18 protein-coding genes are annotated in these 16,661 nt (G+C 68.7%); 11 read left to right on the top strand and 7 right to left on the bottom strand.

What is annotated here, in order from left to right:
- Positions 1–6 precede the first annotated feature (6 nt).
- Positions 7–783, top strand: a complete 777-nt coding sequence (fliR, locus tag A9O67_RS07370; RefSeq protein WP_068608884.1) for a flagellar biosynthetic protein FliR — start codon at positions 7–9, stop codon at positions 781–783.
- 9 nt (positions 784–792) lie between these two features.
- Here the strand turns inward: fliR and A9O67_RS07365 are convergent, their stop codons facing one another.
- Positions 793–1,422, bottom strand: coding sequence for a response regulator (locus A9O67_RS07365; RefSeq protein WP_068608883.1), 630 nt, complete (start codon positions 1,420–1,422; stop codon positions 793–795).
- Positions 1,419–2,519: a hybrid sensor histidine kinase/response regulator gene (locus A9O67_RS07360; protein WP_068608881.1), complete on the bottom strand. Its 1,101-nt coding sequence runs from the start codon at positions 2,517–2,519 to the stop codon at positions 1,419–1,421. Before A9O67_RS07360 ends, A9O67_RS07365 begins: the two co-directional genes overlap by 4 nt.
- A gap of 308 nt (positions 2,520–2,827) precedes the next feature.
- Here A9O67_RS07360 and A9O67_RS07355 point away from each other — a divergent pair, with 308 nt between their 5' ends.
- The 6 genes from A9O67_RS07355 to A9O67_RS07330 are packed head-to-tail and all read left to right on the top strand — an operon-like array spanning position 2,828 to position 8,617.
- Entirely contained in the window at positions 2,828–3,283 is a 456-nt protein-coding gene (locus tag A9O67_RS07355; protein WP_068609844.1) for a hypothetical protein, read from the top strand.
- A 26-nt stretch (positions 3,284–3,309) separates the two neighbouring features.
- Entirely contained in the window at positions 3,310–3,672 is a 363-nt protein-coding gene (locus A9O67_RS07350; protein ID WP_068608879.1) for a response regulator, read from the top strand.
- A gap of 44 nt (positions 3,673–3,716) precedes the next feature.
- Entirely contained in the window at positions 3,717–5,999 is a 2,283-nt protein-coding gene (locus tag A9O67_RS07345) for a chemotaxis protein CheW (protein WP_068608878.1), read from the top strand.
- 18 nt (positions 6,000–6,017) lie between these two features.
- Positions 6,018–6,854: a CheR family methyltransferase gene (locus A9O67_RS07340; RefSeq protein WP_231960259.1), complete on the top strand. Its 837-nt coding sequence runs from the start codon at positions 6,018–6,020 to the stop codon at positions 6,852–6,854.
- Positions 6,851–7,486 carry a chemoreceptor glutamine deamidase CheD gene (cheD, locus tag A9O67_RS07335; RefSeq protein ID WP_068608874.1) on the top strand — a complete coding sequence of 212 codons (636 nt, stop codon included), beginning with the start codon at positions 6,851–6,853 and terminating at the stop codon, positions 7,484–7,486. Before A9O67_RS07340 ends, cheD begins: the two co-directional genes overlap by 4 nt.
- A 15-nt stretch (positions 7,487–7,501) precedes the next feature.
- Entirely contained in the window at positions 7,502–8,617 is a 1,116-nt protein-coding gene (locus tag A9O67_RS07330; protein WP_068608872.1) for a protein-glutamate methylesterase/protein-glutamine glutaminase, read from the top strand.
- Positions 8,618–8,657: 40 nt separating this feature from the next.
- Here the strand turns inward: A9O67_RS07330 and A9O67_RS07325 are convergent, their stop codons facing one another.
- Positions 8,658–9,419, bottom strand: coding sequence for a hypothetical protein (locus tag A9O67_RS07325; protein WP_156682278.1), 762 nt, complete (start codon positions 9,417–9,419; stop codon positions 8,658–8,660).
- Positions 9,420–9,703: 284 nt separating this feature from the next.
- Between A9O67_RS07325 and A9O67_RS07320 the strand changes: the two genes are divergently transcribed.
- From A9O67_RS07320 to A9O67_RS07305, 4 genes are all read left to right on the top strand, one after another.
- Complete coding sequence (locus tag A9O67_RS07320; RefSeq protein WP_068608868.1) at positions 9,704–10,639, top strand: branched-chain amino acid transaminase; 936 nt, start codon at positions 9,704–9,706, stop codon at positions 10,637–10,639.
- Positions 10,640–10,645: 6 nt separating this feature from the next.
- Entirely contained in the window at positions 10,646–10,867 is a 222-nt protein-coding gene (locus A9O67_RS07315) for a zinc-finger domain-containing protein (protein WP_068608867.1), read from the top strand.
- A 72-nt stretch (positions 10,868–10,939) separates the two neighbouring features.
- Positions 10,940–12,202 (top strand): O-antigen ligase family protein, encoded by a 1,263-nt coding sequence (locus A9O67_RS07310; protein WP_068608865.1) that lies wholly within the window; start codon positions 10,940–10,942, stop codon positions 12,200–12,202.
- Positions 12,199–13,350 carry a glycosyltransferase gene (locus tag A9O67_RS07305; protein WP_068608864.1) on the top strand — a complete coding sequence of 384 codons (1,152 nt, stop codon included), beginning with the start codon at positions 12,199–12,201 and terminating at the stop codon, positions 13,348–13,350. Before A9O67_RS07310 ends, A9O67_RS07305 begins: the two co-directional genes overlap by 4 nt.
- Here the strand turns inward: A9O67_RS07305 and A9O67_RS07300 are convergent.
- Genes A9O67_RS07300 through A9O67_RS07285 form a run of 4 tightly spaced genes read right to left on the bottom strand, consistent with a single transcriptional unit; the run spans position 13,341 to position 16,650 of the window.
- Positions 13,341–14,108, bottom strand: a complete 768-nt coding sequence (locus tag A9O67_RS07300) for a glycosyltransferase family 25 protein (RefSeq protein WP_082955440.1) — start codon at positions 14,106–14,108, stop codon at positions 13,341–13,343. The genes A9O67_RS07305 and A9O67_RS07300 overlap by 10 nt on opposite strands.
- A gap of 16 nt (positions 14,109–14,124) precedes the next feature.
- Positions 14,125–14,592, bottom strand: coding sequence for a thioesterase family protein (locus A9O67_RS07295; protein ID WP_068608862.1), 468 nt, complete (start codon positions 14,590–14,592; stop codon positions 14,125–14,127).
- 40 nt (positions 14,593–14,632) lie between these two features.
- Complete coding sequence (locus A9O67_RS07290; RefSeq protein ID WP_068609840.1) at positions 14,633–15,397, bottom strand: enoyl-CoA hydratase; 765 nt, start codon at positions 15,395–15,397, stop codon at positions 14,633–14,635.
- 17 nt (positions 15,398–15,414) lie between these two features.
- On the bottom strand, positions 15,415–16,650 hold the full coding sequence (locus tag A9O67_RS07285) for an acetyl-CoA C-acyltransferase (RefSeq protein ID WP_068608860.1): 1,236 nt from the start codon (positions 16,648–16,650) through the stop codon (positions 15,415–15,417).
- Positions 16,651–16,661: the final 11 nt, after the last annotated feature.

Below are 16,661 nucleotides of genomic sequence, written 5' to 3'. Positions count from 1 at the left end.
GATACGATGGATGGGGTGTTTCTGACCTTCACCGAAGCCCAGTTGATGGGCTGGGTGACGCCGATTTTTTGGCCGTTTCTGCGCATCCTGGGTCTGTTTTCCGCGGCACCGCTGTTTTCGGCGCGTTCGGTGCCCATGCGCACGCGCATCGGGCTGGCTTTCGTCATCGCGGTGTGCGTGCAGCCCGCGTTGCCGGTGCAACCCACCGTATCGCTCAACAGCCCGCAGGCGCTGGGCACGCTGGTGCAGCAACTGGCCATCGGGCTGTCCATCGGACTGGCGGCGCGCATCCTGTTTGCCGCGATCGAGATGGCCGGCGAAATCGTCGGCCTGCAGATGGGCCTGAACTACGCGGGCTTTTTCGACCCCAGCACGGGGTCGCAGGCCAGCACCGTGGGGCGCTTCTACGGCAACACGACGATGCTGCTGTTCATCGTGCTCAACGGCCATCTGCTGCTCATCCAGGCGGTGGCGGCCAGCTTCGTCACCTTCCCTGTCGGGGACGACACCTGGACCGCGCTGCGCCAGATGCGCCTGTACGAGCTGGGGGCGGCCATCTTCTCTCACGGCCTGTGGATCGCGCTGCCGCTGATCGCGATTTTGCTGTTCGTCAACGTGGTGCTGGGCATCATCTCGCGCATCGCCCCGCAGATGAACGTGTTTGCGATTGGCTTTCCGCTGACGCTGTCGGTGGGGCTGATCGGCGTGGCCGCGTCGATGCCGCTGCTGGCCGAACCGGTGCGCCGGCTCATGCAACTGCTGGCGGACCTGTACGGGATATGAGGCCGGGCCTCACACGAGTTTGTTGCGGATGGCGTAGACGGTCAGCTCGGCGTTGTTGCTCAGGCCCAGCTTCTCCAGCACGCGCGCACGGTAGACGCTGACCGTCTTGGGGCTGATCATCAGCGCCTCGGCAATCTGCGAGAGCTTTTTGCCCGAGGCGATCAGGCGCAGGGTCTGCAGCTCCCGCTCCGACAGGCTGTCGTGCAACTCGCCGCCTTCCGGGGCTTGCAGATGGTTGGCCAGCAGCTCGGCAATCTCGGGGGTGATGTATTTGCGCCCCTGGGCCACGGTGCGCACCGCGGCGATCAGGGCCTGGGGGTCGCCCCCCTTGTTCAGATAGCCCATCGCCCCGGCGCGCAGGCAGCGGATCGCATACTGATCCTCGGTGTACATGCTGACCATGATGGTGCGCACGGGGTTGCCCTCCTCCTGCAGCACGGAGAGAATTTCCAGCCCGCTGCGCCCGGGCAGGTCCACGTCCAGCAGCAAGACATCGGGCTTTTCGCGCCGCAGCGCCTCGCGCAGCACGGGGTAGCTGTCGGCCTCGGCCACCACCTGGATGTCGGTCGCCTCCATCAGGGTGTCGCGCACGCCGCGCCGCACCACCGCATGGTCGTCACACAGCACCACTCGGATCATTGATCGTCCTCCTCGGCTTCGTTCGGTGCGGCCGCACCCGCCAGCGGCACCGACAAGATCAGCGTCATGCCCTGGCCGGGGGCCGTCACCACATCCAGCCAGCCGCCGACGGACTGCGCCCGCTCGCGCAGGCCCAGCAGTCCGAACGAACGGTCTTTGCCCAGCTCCTGCGGCGAAGCGCCCCGGCCGTCGTCGGCAATCTCGATGGTCAGATGGTCCTCCAAGTCGCTCACGTCGATGGTCACGCGCCGCGCCTGCGCGTGCTTGAGCACGTTGGTCAGGGCCTCCTGCACCGTGCGGTAGGCCACCATCTCCTGCCGGGGGGTCAGTGCGCCTTGCACGCGCCCCCGCAGCACCACATCCAGCCCGGTGCGCTCGGCAAAGGTGCGGGTCAGCCACTGCAGCGCGGGCATCAACCCCTGGTCCAGCACCGCGGGGCGCAGGTTGCGCATGATGCGCTGGCTGGCGCCCAGGGCGTGTTCGGCCATGCCCAGCGCGGAGCGCACATGGCCCAGGGCCTCGTCGTCCGTCAGGCGGCGGGCCAGCCACGCCAGGTCGAGCTTGACCGCCGCCAGCGCCCCGCCGATGTCGTCGTGAATCTCGCGCGCGATGTCGGCGCGCTCGCGGTCGATGCTGGTTTGCAGATGCTCGGTCAGCTCCAGCAGGCGCTGGCGGGACGCAGCCAGCTCGCGCGCCGCCTCGGCCTGCGCACGGCGCGTGGCCGACAGCTCCAGCGCGCGTTGCAGCACCCGGGGCAAGCGGGACAGCTGCGCTTTGTCCACATAGTCGCTCACCCCGCGGACCATGGCATCGGCCACGGCCGCCTCGCCAATCGCCCCGGACACGAGGATGAACGGCAGGTCGATCCCGGCCTCGCGCAGCCAGTCCCACGCCTCCAACCCCGAAAAGCCACCCAGGTGAAAGTCGGCCAGCACCGCATCGAACGGCGGCTGACCGGGCGCCAGGGCCGCGCGGAAAGCCTCCAGCGTGTCCACGAGCACGACCTCGGCCTCGACCTCGCCGCGGCGCAGGGCGCGCACGAGCAGGCCGTGATCGACGGGGTTGTCCTCCAGATGAAGCAGGCGCAGGGCGTTCACGCAGCGGGGGTATCCATGGGTTGTGCGGCGGGCCGGGCGGGAATGGGTATTGCAGCCACCCCGTGATTGTGGGCGAAAGGCGCCCCATCCGGCACCCGAACGGCGCTGGCCAGGCACCGTCGTCGTGACGAAAGTCCAACGATTCGCCGAAATCCGATGAAGCCCCAGGTCCAGCCCCCCCTTGAGCCGGGGTATATTTACATGACCACATCCCGATGGGACTGCAGCAGGGCCTCAGCATGTCAGATCCGGACACCCCCCAACCTTCCCCGCAGCGCCGACGCTGGCCGCGGGAAGAGGTCACCGTGATCGAACCCCGCCCCGCGCCGTCCGAGGACAGCGACGAGCCCACCGTCCCCGTCCGCCTGAGCGCGGTGGCGGACCTGCAGGACTCGCTGCTGGTGGCGATGAACGACCTCAAACGCCTGGAAGGCCTGCTCGACCATGCCACGGGCAACCTGCTGGACCGCTTCAACCGGGCGATCGCCGCGGTGGACGCCCTTGCCCCCGAGCACGACACCCCGGAGATGCAAGACCTGCGGCAAACCCTCCATCAGGCCGTGCTGGAGCTGCAGTTCCACGACATGGCGACCCAACTGCTGGTGCACACCGGCAAGGTCCTGCGCGGCTGCGCGTACATGCTGGCCGAGCAGGTGATGGAGCCCGAAGAGGACGAGGTCGGCATGGTCGTGACGCACCTGCCCCAGAATCCCAACCCGGTCACCCAAAGCGAGATGGACGCCGGCTCCATCGAACTGTTCTGAACCCGTCATACCCACAAGGTCCGCCCATGCACTCGATCCTGGCCGTTGATGACTCCGCCTCCATGCGCAAGATGGTCTCGTTCACGCTGGTGGGAGCTGGCTTCCAGGTGGTGGAGGCCGTCGATGGCGTCGATGCCTTCGAAAAGGCGCAAAAGCAGCGTTTCGACCTGGTGCTCACCGACCAGAACATGCCCCGGCTGGACGGCATTGGCCTGACGCGTAAGCTGCGAGAGCACCCCAACTACGCGGCCACGCCCATCCTGATCCTGACCACCGAATCCAGCGACCAGATGAAGCAGGCCGGCCGTGCGGCGGGCGCCACGGGCTGGCTGGTCAAGCCGTTCGACCCGAACCGACTGATCGAGGTCATCCGGAAAGTCATCCGCTGACCCCCGGGCGCCCCGACGCTTGCGCGACGACCGAGAACACCGCCATGGCAGACACCGCAAACGACGGCTTCGACCTGACCCAGTTCTACCAAATCTTCTTCGAGGAGGCGGGCGAGAACCTGGAGCAGATGGAGCAGCTCCTGCTCAACCTGGACCTGGATACGGTCGATGACGAAACCCTCAACGCGATCTTCCGGTGCGCCCACTCGATCAAGGGGGGGGCGGCCACCTTCGGTTTCGAGGACGTGGCCGAGCTGACCCACCAGATGGAGTCGCTGCTGGACAAATTGCGGCGCCACGAGCTGGCCCCCACCGCGCCGATGGTGGATGTGCTGCTGGAGTCGAGCGACGCCCTCAAGGGCCTGCTGGCGCGGCACCAGGGGCTGGGTGGCGAGCCTCCGGAGACGGCGGGGCTGGTGTCGCGCATCCGCGCGCTGGCCAGCGGCCAGGCCGCCACGGCCGCGCCGCCGCCCCCTCCGCCACCACCGCCTGCGGCAGAGCCCACCCCACGCGCCACGGCGGGTGGGATGCCGGCCCCCTCGCCCGCCGGCGCGCCGCGGCATCTGCAGGCCCGCATCGGCCCGCTGACCCGGCTGGACCAGGCCGACCCCATCAAGGAATTGTTCCGCGACATCGCGGGCCTGGGCACCATCACCGCCGAGCGCGACGAGGGCAACGTCCGCATCTACGAGATCGACACCACCAGCACCGACGACGAGCTGCTCGATCTGTTTGCCTTCCACGTCGCCCGCGAGCACGTCGCGCTGGTGCCGGCGGGCGCGGCAGCAACGGCGCCCGCAGCCGAGTCTGCAGCCGCCCCCGCCGCAGAAAGCACCCTGCCCGAGCACAGCCGCGACGTCATCGAGGAGGGCTACGGCCTGTTCGCCGGGGCCCCAGGCAGCCCTGTAGCGGGCACGCGAACGGACGCCAGCGGCACCCCGGTCCCAGCGCCGGACGAGGTGCACGGCTACGGCTTGTTCCCCGGCGCGCCCGGCAATCCGGTGACGCCCTCGGAACACGCCGCCGCGCTGCAGGCCGAGGCCGCCCTGCACACCGCCGCCCAGTCTGCGGGATCGGCGGGCGCGGCCCCGGCGCTCAGCGCCGATGCGCGGGCGCGTGAGTCCGCCAAAGCCGCGCGCAATGCCGCCAGCGCCCAGTTGGAGACGACGACGCTGCGCGTGTCCGTCAGCAAGATCGACCAGCTCATCAACCAAGTGGGCGAGCTGGTCATCACCCAGGCCATGCTGGCGCAGTACAGCCGCGATCTCGACGCGACGTTGCATCAGCAACTGCTGACCGGCTTGGCCGACCTGGAGCGCAACACGCGGGACTTGCAGGAATCGGTCATGTCGATCCGCATGATCCCAATGTCGGTCGTGTTCAGCCGTTTCCCGCGCATGCTGCGCGATCTGGCCGGCAAACTCGGCAAGAAGGTCGAACTGGTCACCCACGGCGAGGCGACCGAGCTGGACAAGGGTCTGATCGAGAAGATCACCGATCCGCTGACGCACCTGATCCGCAACAGTTGCGACCACGGCATCGAGCTGCCGCACGAGCGCGTCGCCAAAGGCAAGCCGGAGGTCGGCACGATCACTCTGTCGGCGGCACACCAGGGCGGCTCCATCCTGATCGAGGTGCGCGACGACGGCCGCGGCCTGTCGCGTGCCAAACTGCTGGCGAAGGCACGGGACAAGGGCATCCCCTGCTCCGACGACATGAGCGACGCCGAGGTGTGGCAACTGATCTTCGCGCCGGGCTTCTCCACGGCCGAGGTCGTCACCGACGTCTCCGGGCGCGGGGTCGGCATGGACGTGGTCAAGAAGAATATCGCCTCGCTGGGCGGATCGGTGGAGATCGACTCGGCCGAAGGCTATGGCATGAGCGTCAAGGTGCGCCTGCCCCTGACGCTGGCGATCATGGACGGCATGACGGTGCGCGTCGGCGAAGAGGTCTACATCCTGCCGCTGTCCTCCGTGGTCGAATCCTTCCAGGTCCAGGCCACCGACATCAACACCGTGGCCCAGAGCGCCCAGCTCGTCAAGGTGCGCGAGGAGTACATGCCGGTCATCGAGCTGGACCGCCTGTTCCAGGTACCGCGGCCTGCGGCCGACGCGTCGGCCAACAGCATCATGGTCGTGGTGGAGTCGGACGGCTCGCGCGTGGCGCTGATGGTCGATGAGCTGCTGGGACAGCAGCAGGTGGTGATCAAAAACCTCGAGGCCAACTACAAGAAAGTCCCCAACGTCTCGGGCGCCACCATCCTGGGCGATGGCAGCGTGTCGCTGATTCTGGACATTTCCGCCCTGGTGCGGCGCGTGCGCCAGTAACCCACGCCCCTTGCGATGATGCGCGACGACACCGCCACCCTGCAATCCCGCGAATTCGCGTGGACGGTGGCGGATTTCGACCGCATCCGGCAGCTCATCTACCGGCATGCCGGCATCAGCCTGCACGAGGGCAAGCAGGCCATGGTGTACAGCCGCATCTCGCGCCGCTTGCGGGAGACGGGACACGACAGCTTCCGGGCCTACCTGGACTGGCTGGAGTCCAGCCGCGATGCCGCCGAGTGGCAGGAATTCGTCAACGCGCTGACCACCAACCTGACTTCGTTTTTTCGGGAGAACCACCATTTCGTGGAACTGGCCCGCCTGGTCCGGGAATCGGCGGCCCAGCGCGAATGGAAAATCTGGTGCAGCGCCGCCTCTACGGGGGAGGAGCCCTACTCCATCGCCATCACGATGGCGGACGTGCTGGGCCTGCAGGGGGCCTTCCGAATCTGGGCCAGCGACATCGACACCCGGGTGCTGCAGACTGCCCAGCGCGGCGTGTACAAGCTGGAGCAGTTGCGCGCCGTCACCCCCGAGCAGTTGCGCAAGTATTTCTTGCGCGGCAAAGGCGCCAACGAGGGCCTGGCCCGCGTCAAGCCGGAGCTGCAAAAGCACCTGCAGTTCTTCACGCTCAACCTGGTCGATGAGGCGTGGCCCCTGCGAGAGGAGTTCGACGTGATCTTCTGCCGCAACGTCATGATCTATTTCGACCACACGACACAGCGGCAGGTGCTCGCGCGCCTGCACCGGCTGCTGCGCCCCCACGGCACCCTGTTCGTCGGGCATGCCGAGAACTTCAGCGACGCGCGCGACCTGTTCCGGCTGCGCGGCAAGACCATCTACGAAAAATTATGACGTCCTTGGTGCGCAGCCCCACGCATGTGCAGCAGCTCAAGGCTCACCCGCGCAAACCGGGGGAGGCGTCGTTCTTCTTTTTCGATCAGCACTTCAAGTACGCGGCGGTCAAGGTGCTGCCCGGCGAGTTTTTCGTCAGCGACGAGGATTTGCTCATCATGACGGTGCTGGGCTCATGCATCGCGGCCTGCATTTGGGATTCGCGGCTGCGCATCGGCGGCATGAACCACTTCATGCTGCCCGAGGGTGGGGCCGATACCTCGGGCCGGTATGGCTCCTACGCCATGGAACTGCTGATCAACGAACTGATCAAGCGCGGCTCCACACGCGAGTACATGCAGGCCAAGGTGTTTGGCGGGGGGGCCGTCATCTCGGGCATGACGAGCATGAATGTGGGGGAGCGCAACACCCAGTTCGTGCTCGACTATCTGGCCACTGAACGCATTCCGGTGGTGTCCAAGGACGTGATGGACATCTACCCGCGCAAAGTGGTGTTCTTTCCCGTCACGGGCAAGGCCATGGTAAAACGACTCGCCCATGCCCACCCCGAGACGCTGGAGACCCAGGAACGCCAGGGCACGGCAACCCGACTGGCACAGACGAACGCCGGTGGGACCGTGGACCTGTTCTGACACTCCGTATTTGGCATGACCTCCAAGATCAAGGTGGTGGTGGTCGACGACTCGGCGCTGGTGCGCAGTCTGCTGACCCAGATCATCAATCAACAACCGGACATGACCTGCGTCGGCGCGGCCGCCGACCCGCTGCAGGCGCGCGAAATCATCCGCGAGCGCAACCCGGACGTCATCACGCTGGACGTCGAGATGCCCAAGATGGACGGGCTGGAGTTCCTCTCGCGCCTGATGCGGCTGCGCCCCACCCCGGTGGTGATGGTCTCGACGCTGACCGAACAGGGCGCGGAGACGACGCTCAAGGCCCTGGAGCTGGGCGCGGTGGACTTCGTCGCCAAGCCGCGCATCGGTGTGAGCGCCGGGCTGCAGGAGCTGGCCGACGACATCGTCGACAAAATCCGCATCGCCGCCAAGGCGCATGTGCGGCGCCTGACCGCCGGCCCCGTCGCCGCCCCGGCCGCCGCGCCATCGAACCCAGCGGCCGCGGCCTCCAGCACCCCAACCGGAGTCGCCTCGGGCACCGGGCTGCTGCGGCTGTCGACCGAGAAGGTCATCTGCATCGGCGCCTCCACCGGCGGCACCGAGGCGATCAAAGAGATTCTGGTCGAGCTGCCGTCCGACGCCCCGGCGGTGGTCATCACCCAGCACATGCCGCCGGGCTTTACCGCCAGTTTTGCCGCGCGGCTGGATTCGCTGTGCCGCATCCGCGTGGCCGAGGCGCGCGACGGCGAGCGCATCCTGCCCGGTCATGCGTACATTGCTCCGGGCGGGCGCCAGTTCTCCATCGCGCGCAGCGGCGCCAACTACATCGCGGTGGTGGACGACTCACCGCCGGTCAACCGCCACAAACCGTCAGTGGAGGTGCTGTTTCGCTCCTGCGCGCGCGTCCTGGGGCCCAATGCCATCGGGGTGATGCTCACCGGCATGGGTGGCGACGGCGCCCAGGCCATGAAGGAAATGCGCGACGCCGGGGCCTACAACATCGCCCAGGACGAAGCGAGCTGCGTCGTCTTTGGCATGCCCAAAATGGCCATCCAGGCGGGCGCCGTCCAGGACGTGCTGCCGCTCAAGCAGATAGCCCGGGCCATCATGGAGCGCGTGGCCGCCTCGGGCGTGCGGCACCGCATCTGAAGACGACGCCCGACCGGCCGCGCTCAGGCCAGTTGGCCGCTCAGGCCAGCTGGTCGATTTGCCCGCCCGGCGCCGGTCGGTTGCCGGTGTCCGCGGCCGCGCCATAGTTCTGCGCCGCATCGTTGGGTGGCAGGTTGGCCAGCGGCCGGGTGTTGAGCTGGGTCTGCAACTCCTCCAGCCGTTGGGCGCGCTCTTGCGCAGCCTGGACGGCCTCCTGGCCAATCATCATGTCCACCGCCGCGCGGCTGGCCTTCCACATGTTGGGCAACAGATCCTTGATCTGGACGTCCATCGCCTCTTGAGCGGGGTTTTTGACCTCGGGGAAGTCCTTCTGCCCCGAACGCCCGGCGGCATCGCCGGGTCGCCCTGGGCGTGACTGCGCCTCGGCACGGCGTTGGGCGTCGGCATTATGGGCCTCCCGCGCCCGTTTGTCCCGCTCGGCCGCCCGGGCCTGCGCGGCTTCCTGATCGGTCGTTGCCAGGGCATCGGCAGCGCGAGGATTGTCACCCCCCGCTTTCTCCCCCCGGGCCGCGGGCAAAGGCAGTCCGGAGCGCTCCGGCGCCGCGCCATTCGCAAACCCATCGGCCCGCTGCCCCTCCTGCGCCGGGGAGACGGGCGCCAACACGGGAGGGGCGGCCAGCGCCTGCGCACGCGCGGCCTCGCCTTGCGGCGCCACGACGGCGCCGGCCGCATTGTCACGGGCCACGGCATTGCTGGGCCGCGCCGGGGTCACCGGCTGGGCCCGCACGGTCGGCGTCGATTGCGGCGCCGGTGCCACGGCAATCGATGAAATGGTCAACATGGCGCAACCCCCAACTCGTCTGTGCGCAAGGGCCACACTCCCCGCGCTCATCCGTGTTATCGACCAACTTGAGCCCGACTTTAGGGGGAAATCGCCCGTTTTTCAAACGATTGCCCCACGCCCCGCCATGGCGGGGCGCGCGTATGGCCTGCGAACCCGGCGGTTCGCCCCGCGCGGCAGGACGCCGCGGGGCGCAAGCCACGTAAAATGACAATGACTCTGACCCCGGCGCGCCCGCTCCGGCACAGACCCCAGACAGGCGCCCCCAACCCAAAGGACCCCCGATGGCGACACCCCTCCCGCTGCACGACCGCGACGGCAAGATCTGGATGGACGGCGAACTCGTCGACTGGCGCGACGCCAAGGTGCACGTGCTGACGCACACGCTGCACTACGGCTGCGGCGCCTTCGAGGGCGTGCGCGCCTACAAGACCGAGCGCGGCACGGCGATCTTCCGCCTGCAGGAGCACACCGAGCGCCTGTTCAACAGCGCCAAGATCCTGCGCATGAAGATCCCCTTCAGCATGGAGGAGGTCAACGAGGCGCAGCGCGCCGTCATCCGCGCCAACGGGCTGGAAAGCGGCTACATCCGCCCGCTGACCTGGATCGGGTCCGAGAAGCTCGGCGTCAGCCCCAAGGGCAACCGCGTGCACCTGATGGTGGCGGCCTGGGCCTGGGGCGCCTACCTCGGCGAGGAAGGGATGAAGCGCGGCATCCGCGTCAAGACCTCCAGCTACACGCGCCACCACGTCAACATCACGATGACGCAGGCCAAGACGGTGTCCAACTACACCAACTCCATCCTGGCCAATATGGAAGCCACCGACGACGGCTACGACGAGGCGCTGCTGCTGGACCCGGCCGGCTTCGTCTCCGAAGGTGCTGGCGAAAACCTCTTCATCGTCAAGAACGGCGTCGTCTACACGCCGGACCTGTCGGCCGGCGCGCTCAACGGCATCACGCGCAACACCGTGCTGCACATCGCCAAGGACCTGGGCGTGGAAGTGGTGCAAAAGCGCATCACGCGTGACGAGGTGTACATCGCCGACGAGGCCTTCTTCACCGGCACCGCCGCCGAGGTCACGCCGATCCGCGAGCTGGACCGCATCCAGATCGGCGCGGGCCAGCGCGGCCCCATCACCGAGCGTATCCAGAGCGCGTTCTTCGACATCGTCAACGGCCGCAACCCGAAGTACGCCCACTGGCTGACCCTGGTGTGACCCCCTATGAGCAGCCCGACTTCAGCCCCTGCCGTCGTCGAATTGGCCGCGCGCGATCTGAATGCGCACGGCGGCGTGATCTGCCCCAGCCCGAAGGCTGGCATGCAGCTCTGGAACGGCCACCCCCGCGTCTTTCTGGACGTGGCCAAAACCGGTGAGGTGCACTGCCCCTATTGCGGGACGGTGTATCGGCTGCGCGCTGGGGAACAGCCGGGTCACCATGGCTGACGGCGCGCACCCCGCGCCCGCGCATGCCCTCCCGTGAGTGGGTCCGCCGTTGACGAGCCGCCGCCGTCCTGGGTGAGTCGCCTGGTCGCGGCGGGTGCGTTCTTGCTGCCTGCGCTCAGTCTGGCCGTTCCGTCCGGGTACTCGTGGGGCGCACTGTGCCTGGTGGTCGCCGGCCTGCTGGCGGCCGCCCCCCTCCTGCATCGGCCGGGCGCATGGGCGACGCCATGGCGCTGGCTGCTCGGGTCGATTGCGGTGATGGGCTTGGTCTGGCTGCTGCGGCTGGACGTGGAATGGCATGCCCTGCGCGCAGGGGACTTCGACCGCTTTGCCAAATACCTGCTGGCGCTGATGGCGGCACCGGCCCTGATGCGGACGGCACCGCCACTGACCTGGACACTGCGCGGCTGCTGGGTGGGTGCTTGGCTGGCGGCCGCGGTGGCTGGCTGGCAAGTGCACGCCCTGGGCTTGGAGCGTGCGCATGGGGATACCAACGCCATCCAATTCGGCAACGTGGCCGTGCTGCTGGCCTTGTGGAGCGCGCTGGCGGCGCTGCGGGCCCGGACCCGGTGGGAGCGCTGGGCCGCCATCGGCGCCGTGCTGGCGGGCTCCTACGCCTCGCTGCTGTCGGGCGCACGCGGAGGCTGGTGGGTTCTGGCGGCCCTGTTGGCCGTGCTGGCGCTGGCCGCATGGCGGGGGTATCTGCCGAGCAGTCGCGTCCGCACTCCCCCGTCGAGTCCATCCCGCAGACGCATCGGAACCGTCGCCACGGTGACTGCCCTGACCGTCGGCGGACTGATCTGGGCCGTCAGCGATTCGTCGCTGGACCAGCGACTGGAAGCCCTGCAACGCGACCTGCAGTTGTACCGCCAGGGGGATGCGGAAACCTCGGTCGGCCACCGTCTGGCGCATTGGCGCCTGGCTTGGCAGATGGGGCTGGAGCGGCCTGGGCTGGGCTGGAGTGAGGCCGGCTACGAGCAGCGCAAACGCGAATGGGTGGAGGCCGGACAGGCCCCTGCCGTCGTGCTGCGCTTTGGCCATGCGCACCACGAATGGCTGGATCTGTGGGCCAAGGCGGGCTTGGTCGGCGTGCTCGCACTGGCGCTGTTCTACGGCGTGCCGGCGGCCATCCATGGGCGCCACCTGCGCCCCCGATACCCGGACGACGACCGCTCATGGGCCGCATGGGCCGGGCTGATGCTGGTGCTGGGCTACCTGGGCTTTGGCATGACGCAGGTGATGTTTGCGCACAACAGCGGCAACCTCGTGTATCTGTTCATGCATCTGGTGTGGGCCAGCATGGTCCTGCGGCCCGCCGCGGCGAAAGGTGACCGATGAACCCCCAACCGCCGCTCCAGGACGGGGCGCGGCCCCTGCGGGTGCTGCACTTCGTCTCGGGCGGGTTTTCCGGGGCGACCCAGGTCGCCATCGATCTGTGCGCGGACGACTCGGGCCTGCAAACGCTGCTGGTGCTGCGGCGCAAGCGGCAAACGCCGGCCCACCGCATCGACGAGCTGCGCCGCCGCGGCATCGCGGTGGAGACCGTGCCCGGCTGGCCCCATGCGCTGACCGTGTGGCGGCTGGCCCAGCTGTGCCGTGCGTGGCGCCCAGACGTGCTGGTGGCGCATGGCTTCAGCGACCATCTGTGGGGCCGCTGGGCGGGCCTGCTGGCGGGTGTGCCGCACCTGGTTCAGGTGGAGCACAATGTGCGCGAGCGGTATGGCCGGTGGCGGCTGTGGCAGTCGCGCTGGCTCGCGCAGCACACCGATGCGCTGGTCGGTGTCTCGGATGCGGTTCGGGATGCGCTCGTGCGGCTGGGGCATCCGGCATCGCGCTGCATGACCATTCACAATGGCATCGATCTGTCGCGGTGGTCGGCCGGTCGGCCGTGGCACGAACGGGAGGCCGCCGTCGTCATGGCGGCCCGGTTTGCCCGACAAAAGGACCACGAGACCCTCATCCGTGCCGCACGCGAACTGCTCGATCGCGGCACGCCCATGCCCTTCTATCTGGCCGGTGGCGGCAGCCGCCGCTGGCGGGAACGGGCCGAGCGCCTGGCCAAGCGGCTCGGCGTCACGCCGTGGGTGCATTTTCTGGGGCCGGTCAGCGATTTGCCGTCCCTCTACGGGCGGGTTCGCTATTGCGTGCTCAGCTCCCACTACGAGGGCCTGGGCCTGTCGCTGATCGAAGGGATGGCCAGTGGCTGCTGCGCCATCGGCTCGGACGTCGAGGGCATTCGCGAGGTGATCGACGATGGCCGCACGGGCGTGCGCGTCCCCCCCGGCAATGCCATGGCACTGGCGGACGCACTGACCGCGCTGAACGCGGCCCCCGACATGGGGCGTGCGCTCGCCCAAGCGGGCCAGCAGGATGTGCGGGCGCGTTTCGACCGGCGCTCGATGCAGGCGCGGTACCGGGAACTGCTGCTCCGCCTGGCAGCGGGCGATTCACCCACCGATCGGGCGGGCGGCGGCCTTCAACCCTGAGGGCGCCGCGCGAGCCCGGCGGGCAGGACCTGACGGCGCCGGTGCCATGCGTTGCGCAGCGAATAATCGAGCTGCGACGACCAGCGCCGCCAGCGCTCTGCCCAGGTCCGACCGGGTCGCCCCCCGTGCCAGATGCTGCTCGCTTCCGACCCGGCCCCCAGCGTCACGACACCGGGCACGACGCCCAGCACGCGCAGGTCCGCCTCCCACCAGTAGCGCACGTCCACGTCCACGGGCCGGCCGAACGGACGCCGGTGCTGCAGCAGCTTGGCGGCCCCGGTGCGGCTCAGGGCGTAGCCGTTGCTCATGCTGGGCACGCGGCGGTAGGCCACCAGCTGATGCGCACCGGTCAACGGCGTGGCGGCGGCCGGCCGCTCGTTGCGCCGGCTGTACAACTTGATCACATCCCACCCCTCGGGGGGCAGCGCCTCGATCGCCGCCAGCACATCGGCAACGGCGTCCGACAGCTCGACATCGTCCTCCAGCACGATCAAGGCGGGCGCGGTGGAGGCCAGCAGATGCTCGCAGGCCTTGAGGTGGCTCGCGTAGCAACCCTTCTCACCATCGACCAGCGGGCGGTCGAACTGGCGCTGGTTCAATGCCGGGTCGTACAGGCGGGTGCGACTGGCCTCGTCCAGCGCCGCCCATGCCACCGCCGGCAGGCGCTCGAACGGCAGCCCGCGGCGCCGCAGCATCGCCTCCATCGCCTGCCGCCGCTGGGCGTCGCGGTCGAGGTTGATGTAGACGACGGGCAGCATCGGCGTGGCCGAGCCCTCACGACACGATGTAAGCCCCAGCCCCCGTGGCCAGCAGCTTGCCGTCCGTCCCCAGGAATGCCATGCGGGTGGACGCCACGCGCGAGCCGAGGCGCAGCACCTCGGCCTCCAGCACGAAGGCCTCGCCGATGCCCGGGCGCAGGTAGTCGATGCGCAGATCGATGGTGCCCAGCTTGGCAAAGCGGTGCAGACGCTGGGCGGGGGGCTCGTCCATGTGGCGCGCGCCGATCGCGGCCATCACCGCCAGCCCGCCCATCGCGTCCAGCCCGGCGCTGATCACGCCACCGTGGATGCGGTTGTAGGCGAAATGGCCGACCAGCTCCGGCCGCATATCGATGCGGGCTTGCACCCGGTCGGCGGCAATGTCCGTGATGCGCAGGCCCAGCACCGTGTTGAAGACGATCTTCTGCTCGAAGATCTCGCGCACGCCTTCGACGAATTCGGGCTCGAAGGCGACGGGCGCCATCGGCGGATGTGTGATGCGCGTCACGGCCACCCCCTCCCTGTCACACCCGGCTGAAGTCGGGCGCGCGTTTCTCCAAGAAGGCCGAAAAGGCTTCTCTGGCGGCGGGTTCGCGCAGCATGCGGCCGAAGCTCGCGCCCTCCTCCGCCATGCGCTGCAGCACCGCGTCCTGCTGGGCGCTTTTCATCAGGCGCTTGGTCTCCACCAGCGACGACAGGGGCTTGGCGGCCAGCTTGCGCGCGATCTGCTGGGCATAGGCGTTGGCCTCGGTCGGCGGCAACACCTTGTTGACCAGCCCCACCTCCAGCGCCGCCTCGGCGTAGATCGGCTCACCCAGCATCAGCGCCTCGGCCGCGCGGTGGTAGCCGAACATCTGCGGCGCAATCAGACTGGAGGCACCTTCGGCGCACAGGCCCAGGTTGACGAACGGCATGGAAAACGCCGCATTGTCCCCAGCGTAGACCAGGTCGCAGTGGAACAGCATGGTGGTGCCGATGCCGACCGCCGGCCCGCACACCGCCGCGACCAGCGGTTTGGGGAACGTGGCAATGCCGCGCAGAAAGCGAAACACCGGGCTGTCGGTGCCGGCGGGCGGAGCGTGGAGGAACTCCTCGATGTCGTTGCCCGCCGAAAACATCGCCTCGTTGCCCTGAATGACGACGACGCGCACGGACGCATCCGCCGCCGAGCGGGCCAGCGCATCCGCCAGCGTGGCGTACATGGCGCTGGTCAGCGAGTTTTTGCGGGCAGGGCGGTTGAGGGTCAGCGTCAGCACGCCGCCTTCGGTGTGTTCGAGGATGTCGGTCATCGTGGTCTCCTGCACCATCATACCCGCTCGAAAATCCCGGCCGCACCTTGCCCCATGCCGACGCACATCGTCACCATGCCGTAGCGCAGCTGGTGGCGGCGCAGCGCGTGCACGACCGTGGCCGAGCGGATGGCGCCGGTGGCACCCAGCGGGTGGCCGAGCGCGATCGCGCCACCCATCGGGTTGACCTTGGCCGGGTCGAGCCCGAGCTGGTTCATCACCGCCAGCGACTGCGCGGCGAACGCCTCGTTGAGCTCGATCCAGTCGAGGTCGTCTTGCTTGAGGCCGGCGGCCTTCAACGCGGCGGGGATGGCCTCCACCGGGCCAATGCCCATGATGTGCGGCGGCACACCGCGGCTGGCATAGCCGACGAAACGCGCCAGCGGCTGCAGGCCGAAGCGCTGAATGGCGGCCTCGCTGGCCAGGATCAGGGCGCCGGCGCCATCCGAGGTCTGCGAGCTGTTGCCCGCCGTGACGCTGCCCAGCCCGGTGGGCGTGAGGTCGGCGCGGCGTGGCGTGGCGAACACCGGGCGCAGCTTGGCCAGGGCTTCCAGGGTGGTGTCGGCACGCGGGCCCTCGTCCAGATCGACGGTGCGGCGCTGGATGCCGACTTCGCCCCGGTCCAGGTCCAGCGTGCGCTCTTCCACCTCCACCGGCGTGATCTCGTCGCGGAACTCGCCGGCCTGCTGCGCGCGGATGGCGCGCTGGTGCGACTGCAGCGCGAATTCGTCCTGCGCCTGGCGCGACACCTTCCACTGCTGCGCCACCTTCTCGGCGGTCAGCCCCATGCCGTAGGCGATGCCGTAGTCGTCCACATCGTCGGTGTTGGCAAAGATCGCCGGGGAGAGGCTGGGCGTGTTGCCCATCATCGGCACCATGCTCATGCTCTCCACGCCGGCGGCAATCATCACGTCGGCCTCGCCGACGCGGATGCGGTCGGCGGCCATCTGCACCGCCGACAGACCGGAGGCGCAGAAACGGTTGACGGTGATGCCGCCCACGCTCTTGGGCAGACCGGCCAGCACCGCGCCGATGCGCGCGACGTTCAAGCCCTGCTGCGCCTCGGGGATGGCGCAGCCGCAGATCACGTCTTCGATGGCGGCCGGGTCGAGCGAGGGCACCTGCGCCACGGCGGCGCGCAACACGTGCGCCAGCAGGTCGTCCGGCCGGGTGTGGCGGAAATAGCCCTTGTGGGACTTGCCGATCGGTGTGCGGGTGGCCGCGACGATGTAGGCGTCTTGTCGGGTTTTCATGTCGGGTGTCT

The organism is Tepidimonas fonticaldi, from assembly GCF_001675355.1.
GTDB classification, from domain to species: Bacteria; Pseudomonadota; Gammaproteobacteria; order Burkholderiales; family Burkholderiaceae_C; genus Tepidimonas; species Tepidimonas fonticaldi.
Note: the sequence above shows the minus strand (reverse complement) of the source record. Positions and strands in the feature narration are given on the sequence as shown.

Excerpts from the sequence above, each read along its gene's own strand:
- fliR (WP_068608884.1), top strand. The coding sequence starts at position 7 with ATGGATGGGGTGTTTCTGACCTTCACCGAAGCCCAGTTGATGGGCTGG.
- A9O67_RS07365 (WP_068608883.1), bottom strand. The coding sequence starts at position 1,422 with ATGATCCGAGTGGTGCTGTGTGACGACCATGCGGTGGTGCGGCGCGGC.
- A9O67_RS07350 (WP_068608879.1), top strand. The coding sequence starts at position 3,310 with ATGCACTCGATCCTGGCCGTTGATGACTCCGCCTCCATGCGCAAGATG.
- A9O67_RS07345 (WP_068608878.1), top strand. The coding sequence starts at position 3,717 with ATGGCAGACACCGCAAACGACGGCTTCGACCTGACCCAGTTCTACCAA.
- A9O67_RS07340 (WP_231960259.1), top strand. The coding sequence starts at position 6,018 with ATGCGCGACGACACCGCCACCCTGCAATCCCGCGAATTCGCGTGGACG.
- cheD (WP_068608874.1), top strand. The coding sequence starts at position 6,851 with ATGACGTCCTTGGTGCGCAGCCCCACGCATGTGCAGCAGCTCAAGGCT.
- A9O67_RS07330 (WP_068608872.1), top strand. The coding sequence starts at position 7,502 with ATGACCTCCAAGATCAAGGTGGTGGTGGTCGACGACTCGGCGCTGGTG.
- A9O67_RS07325 (WP_156682278.1), bottom strand. The coding sequence starts at position 9,419 with ATGTTGACCATTTCATCGATTGCCGTGGCACCGGCGCCGCAATCGACG.
- A9O67_RS07320 (WP_068608868.1), top strand. The coding sequence starts at position 9,704 with ATGGCGACACCCCTCCCGCTGCACGACCGCGACGGCAAGATCTGGATG.
- A9O67_RS07315 (WP_068608867.1), top strand. The coding sequence starts at position 10,646 with ATGAGCAGCCCGACTTCAGCCCCTGCCGTCGTCGAATTGGCCGCGCGC.
- A9O67_RS07305 (WP_068608864.1), top strand. The coding sequence starts at position 12,199 with ATGAACCCCCAACCGCCGCTCCAGGACGGGGCGCGGCCCCTGCGGGTG.
- A9O67_RS07300 (WP_082955440.1), bottom strand. The coding sequence starts at position 14,108 with ATGCTGCCCGTCGTCTACATCAACCTCGACCGCGACGCCCAGCGGCGG.
- A9O67_RS07295 (WP_068608862.1), bottom strand. The coding sequence starts at position 14,592 with ATGGCGCCCGTCGCCTTCGAGCCCGAATTCGTCGAAGGCGTGCGCGAG.
- A9O67_RS07290 (WP_068609840.1), bottom strand. The coding sequence starts at position 15,397 with ATGACCGACATCCTCGAACACACCGAAGGCGGCGTGCTGACGCTGACC.
- A9O67_RS07285 (WP_068608860.1), bottom strand. The coding sequence starts at position 16,650 with ATGAAAACCCGACAAGACGCCTACATCGTCGCGGCCACCCGCACACCG.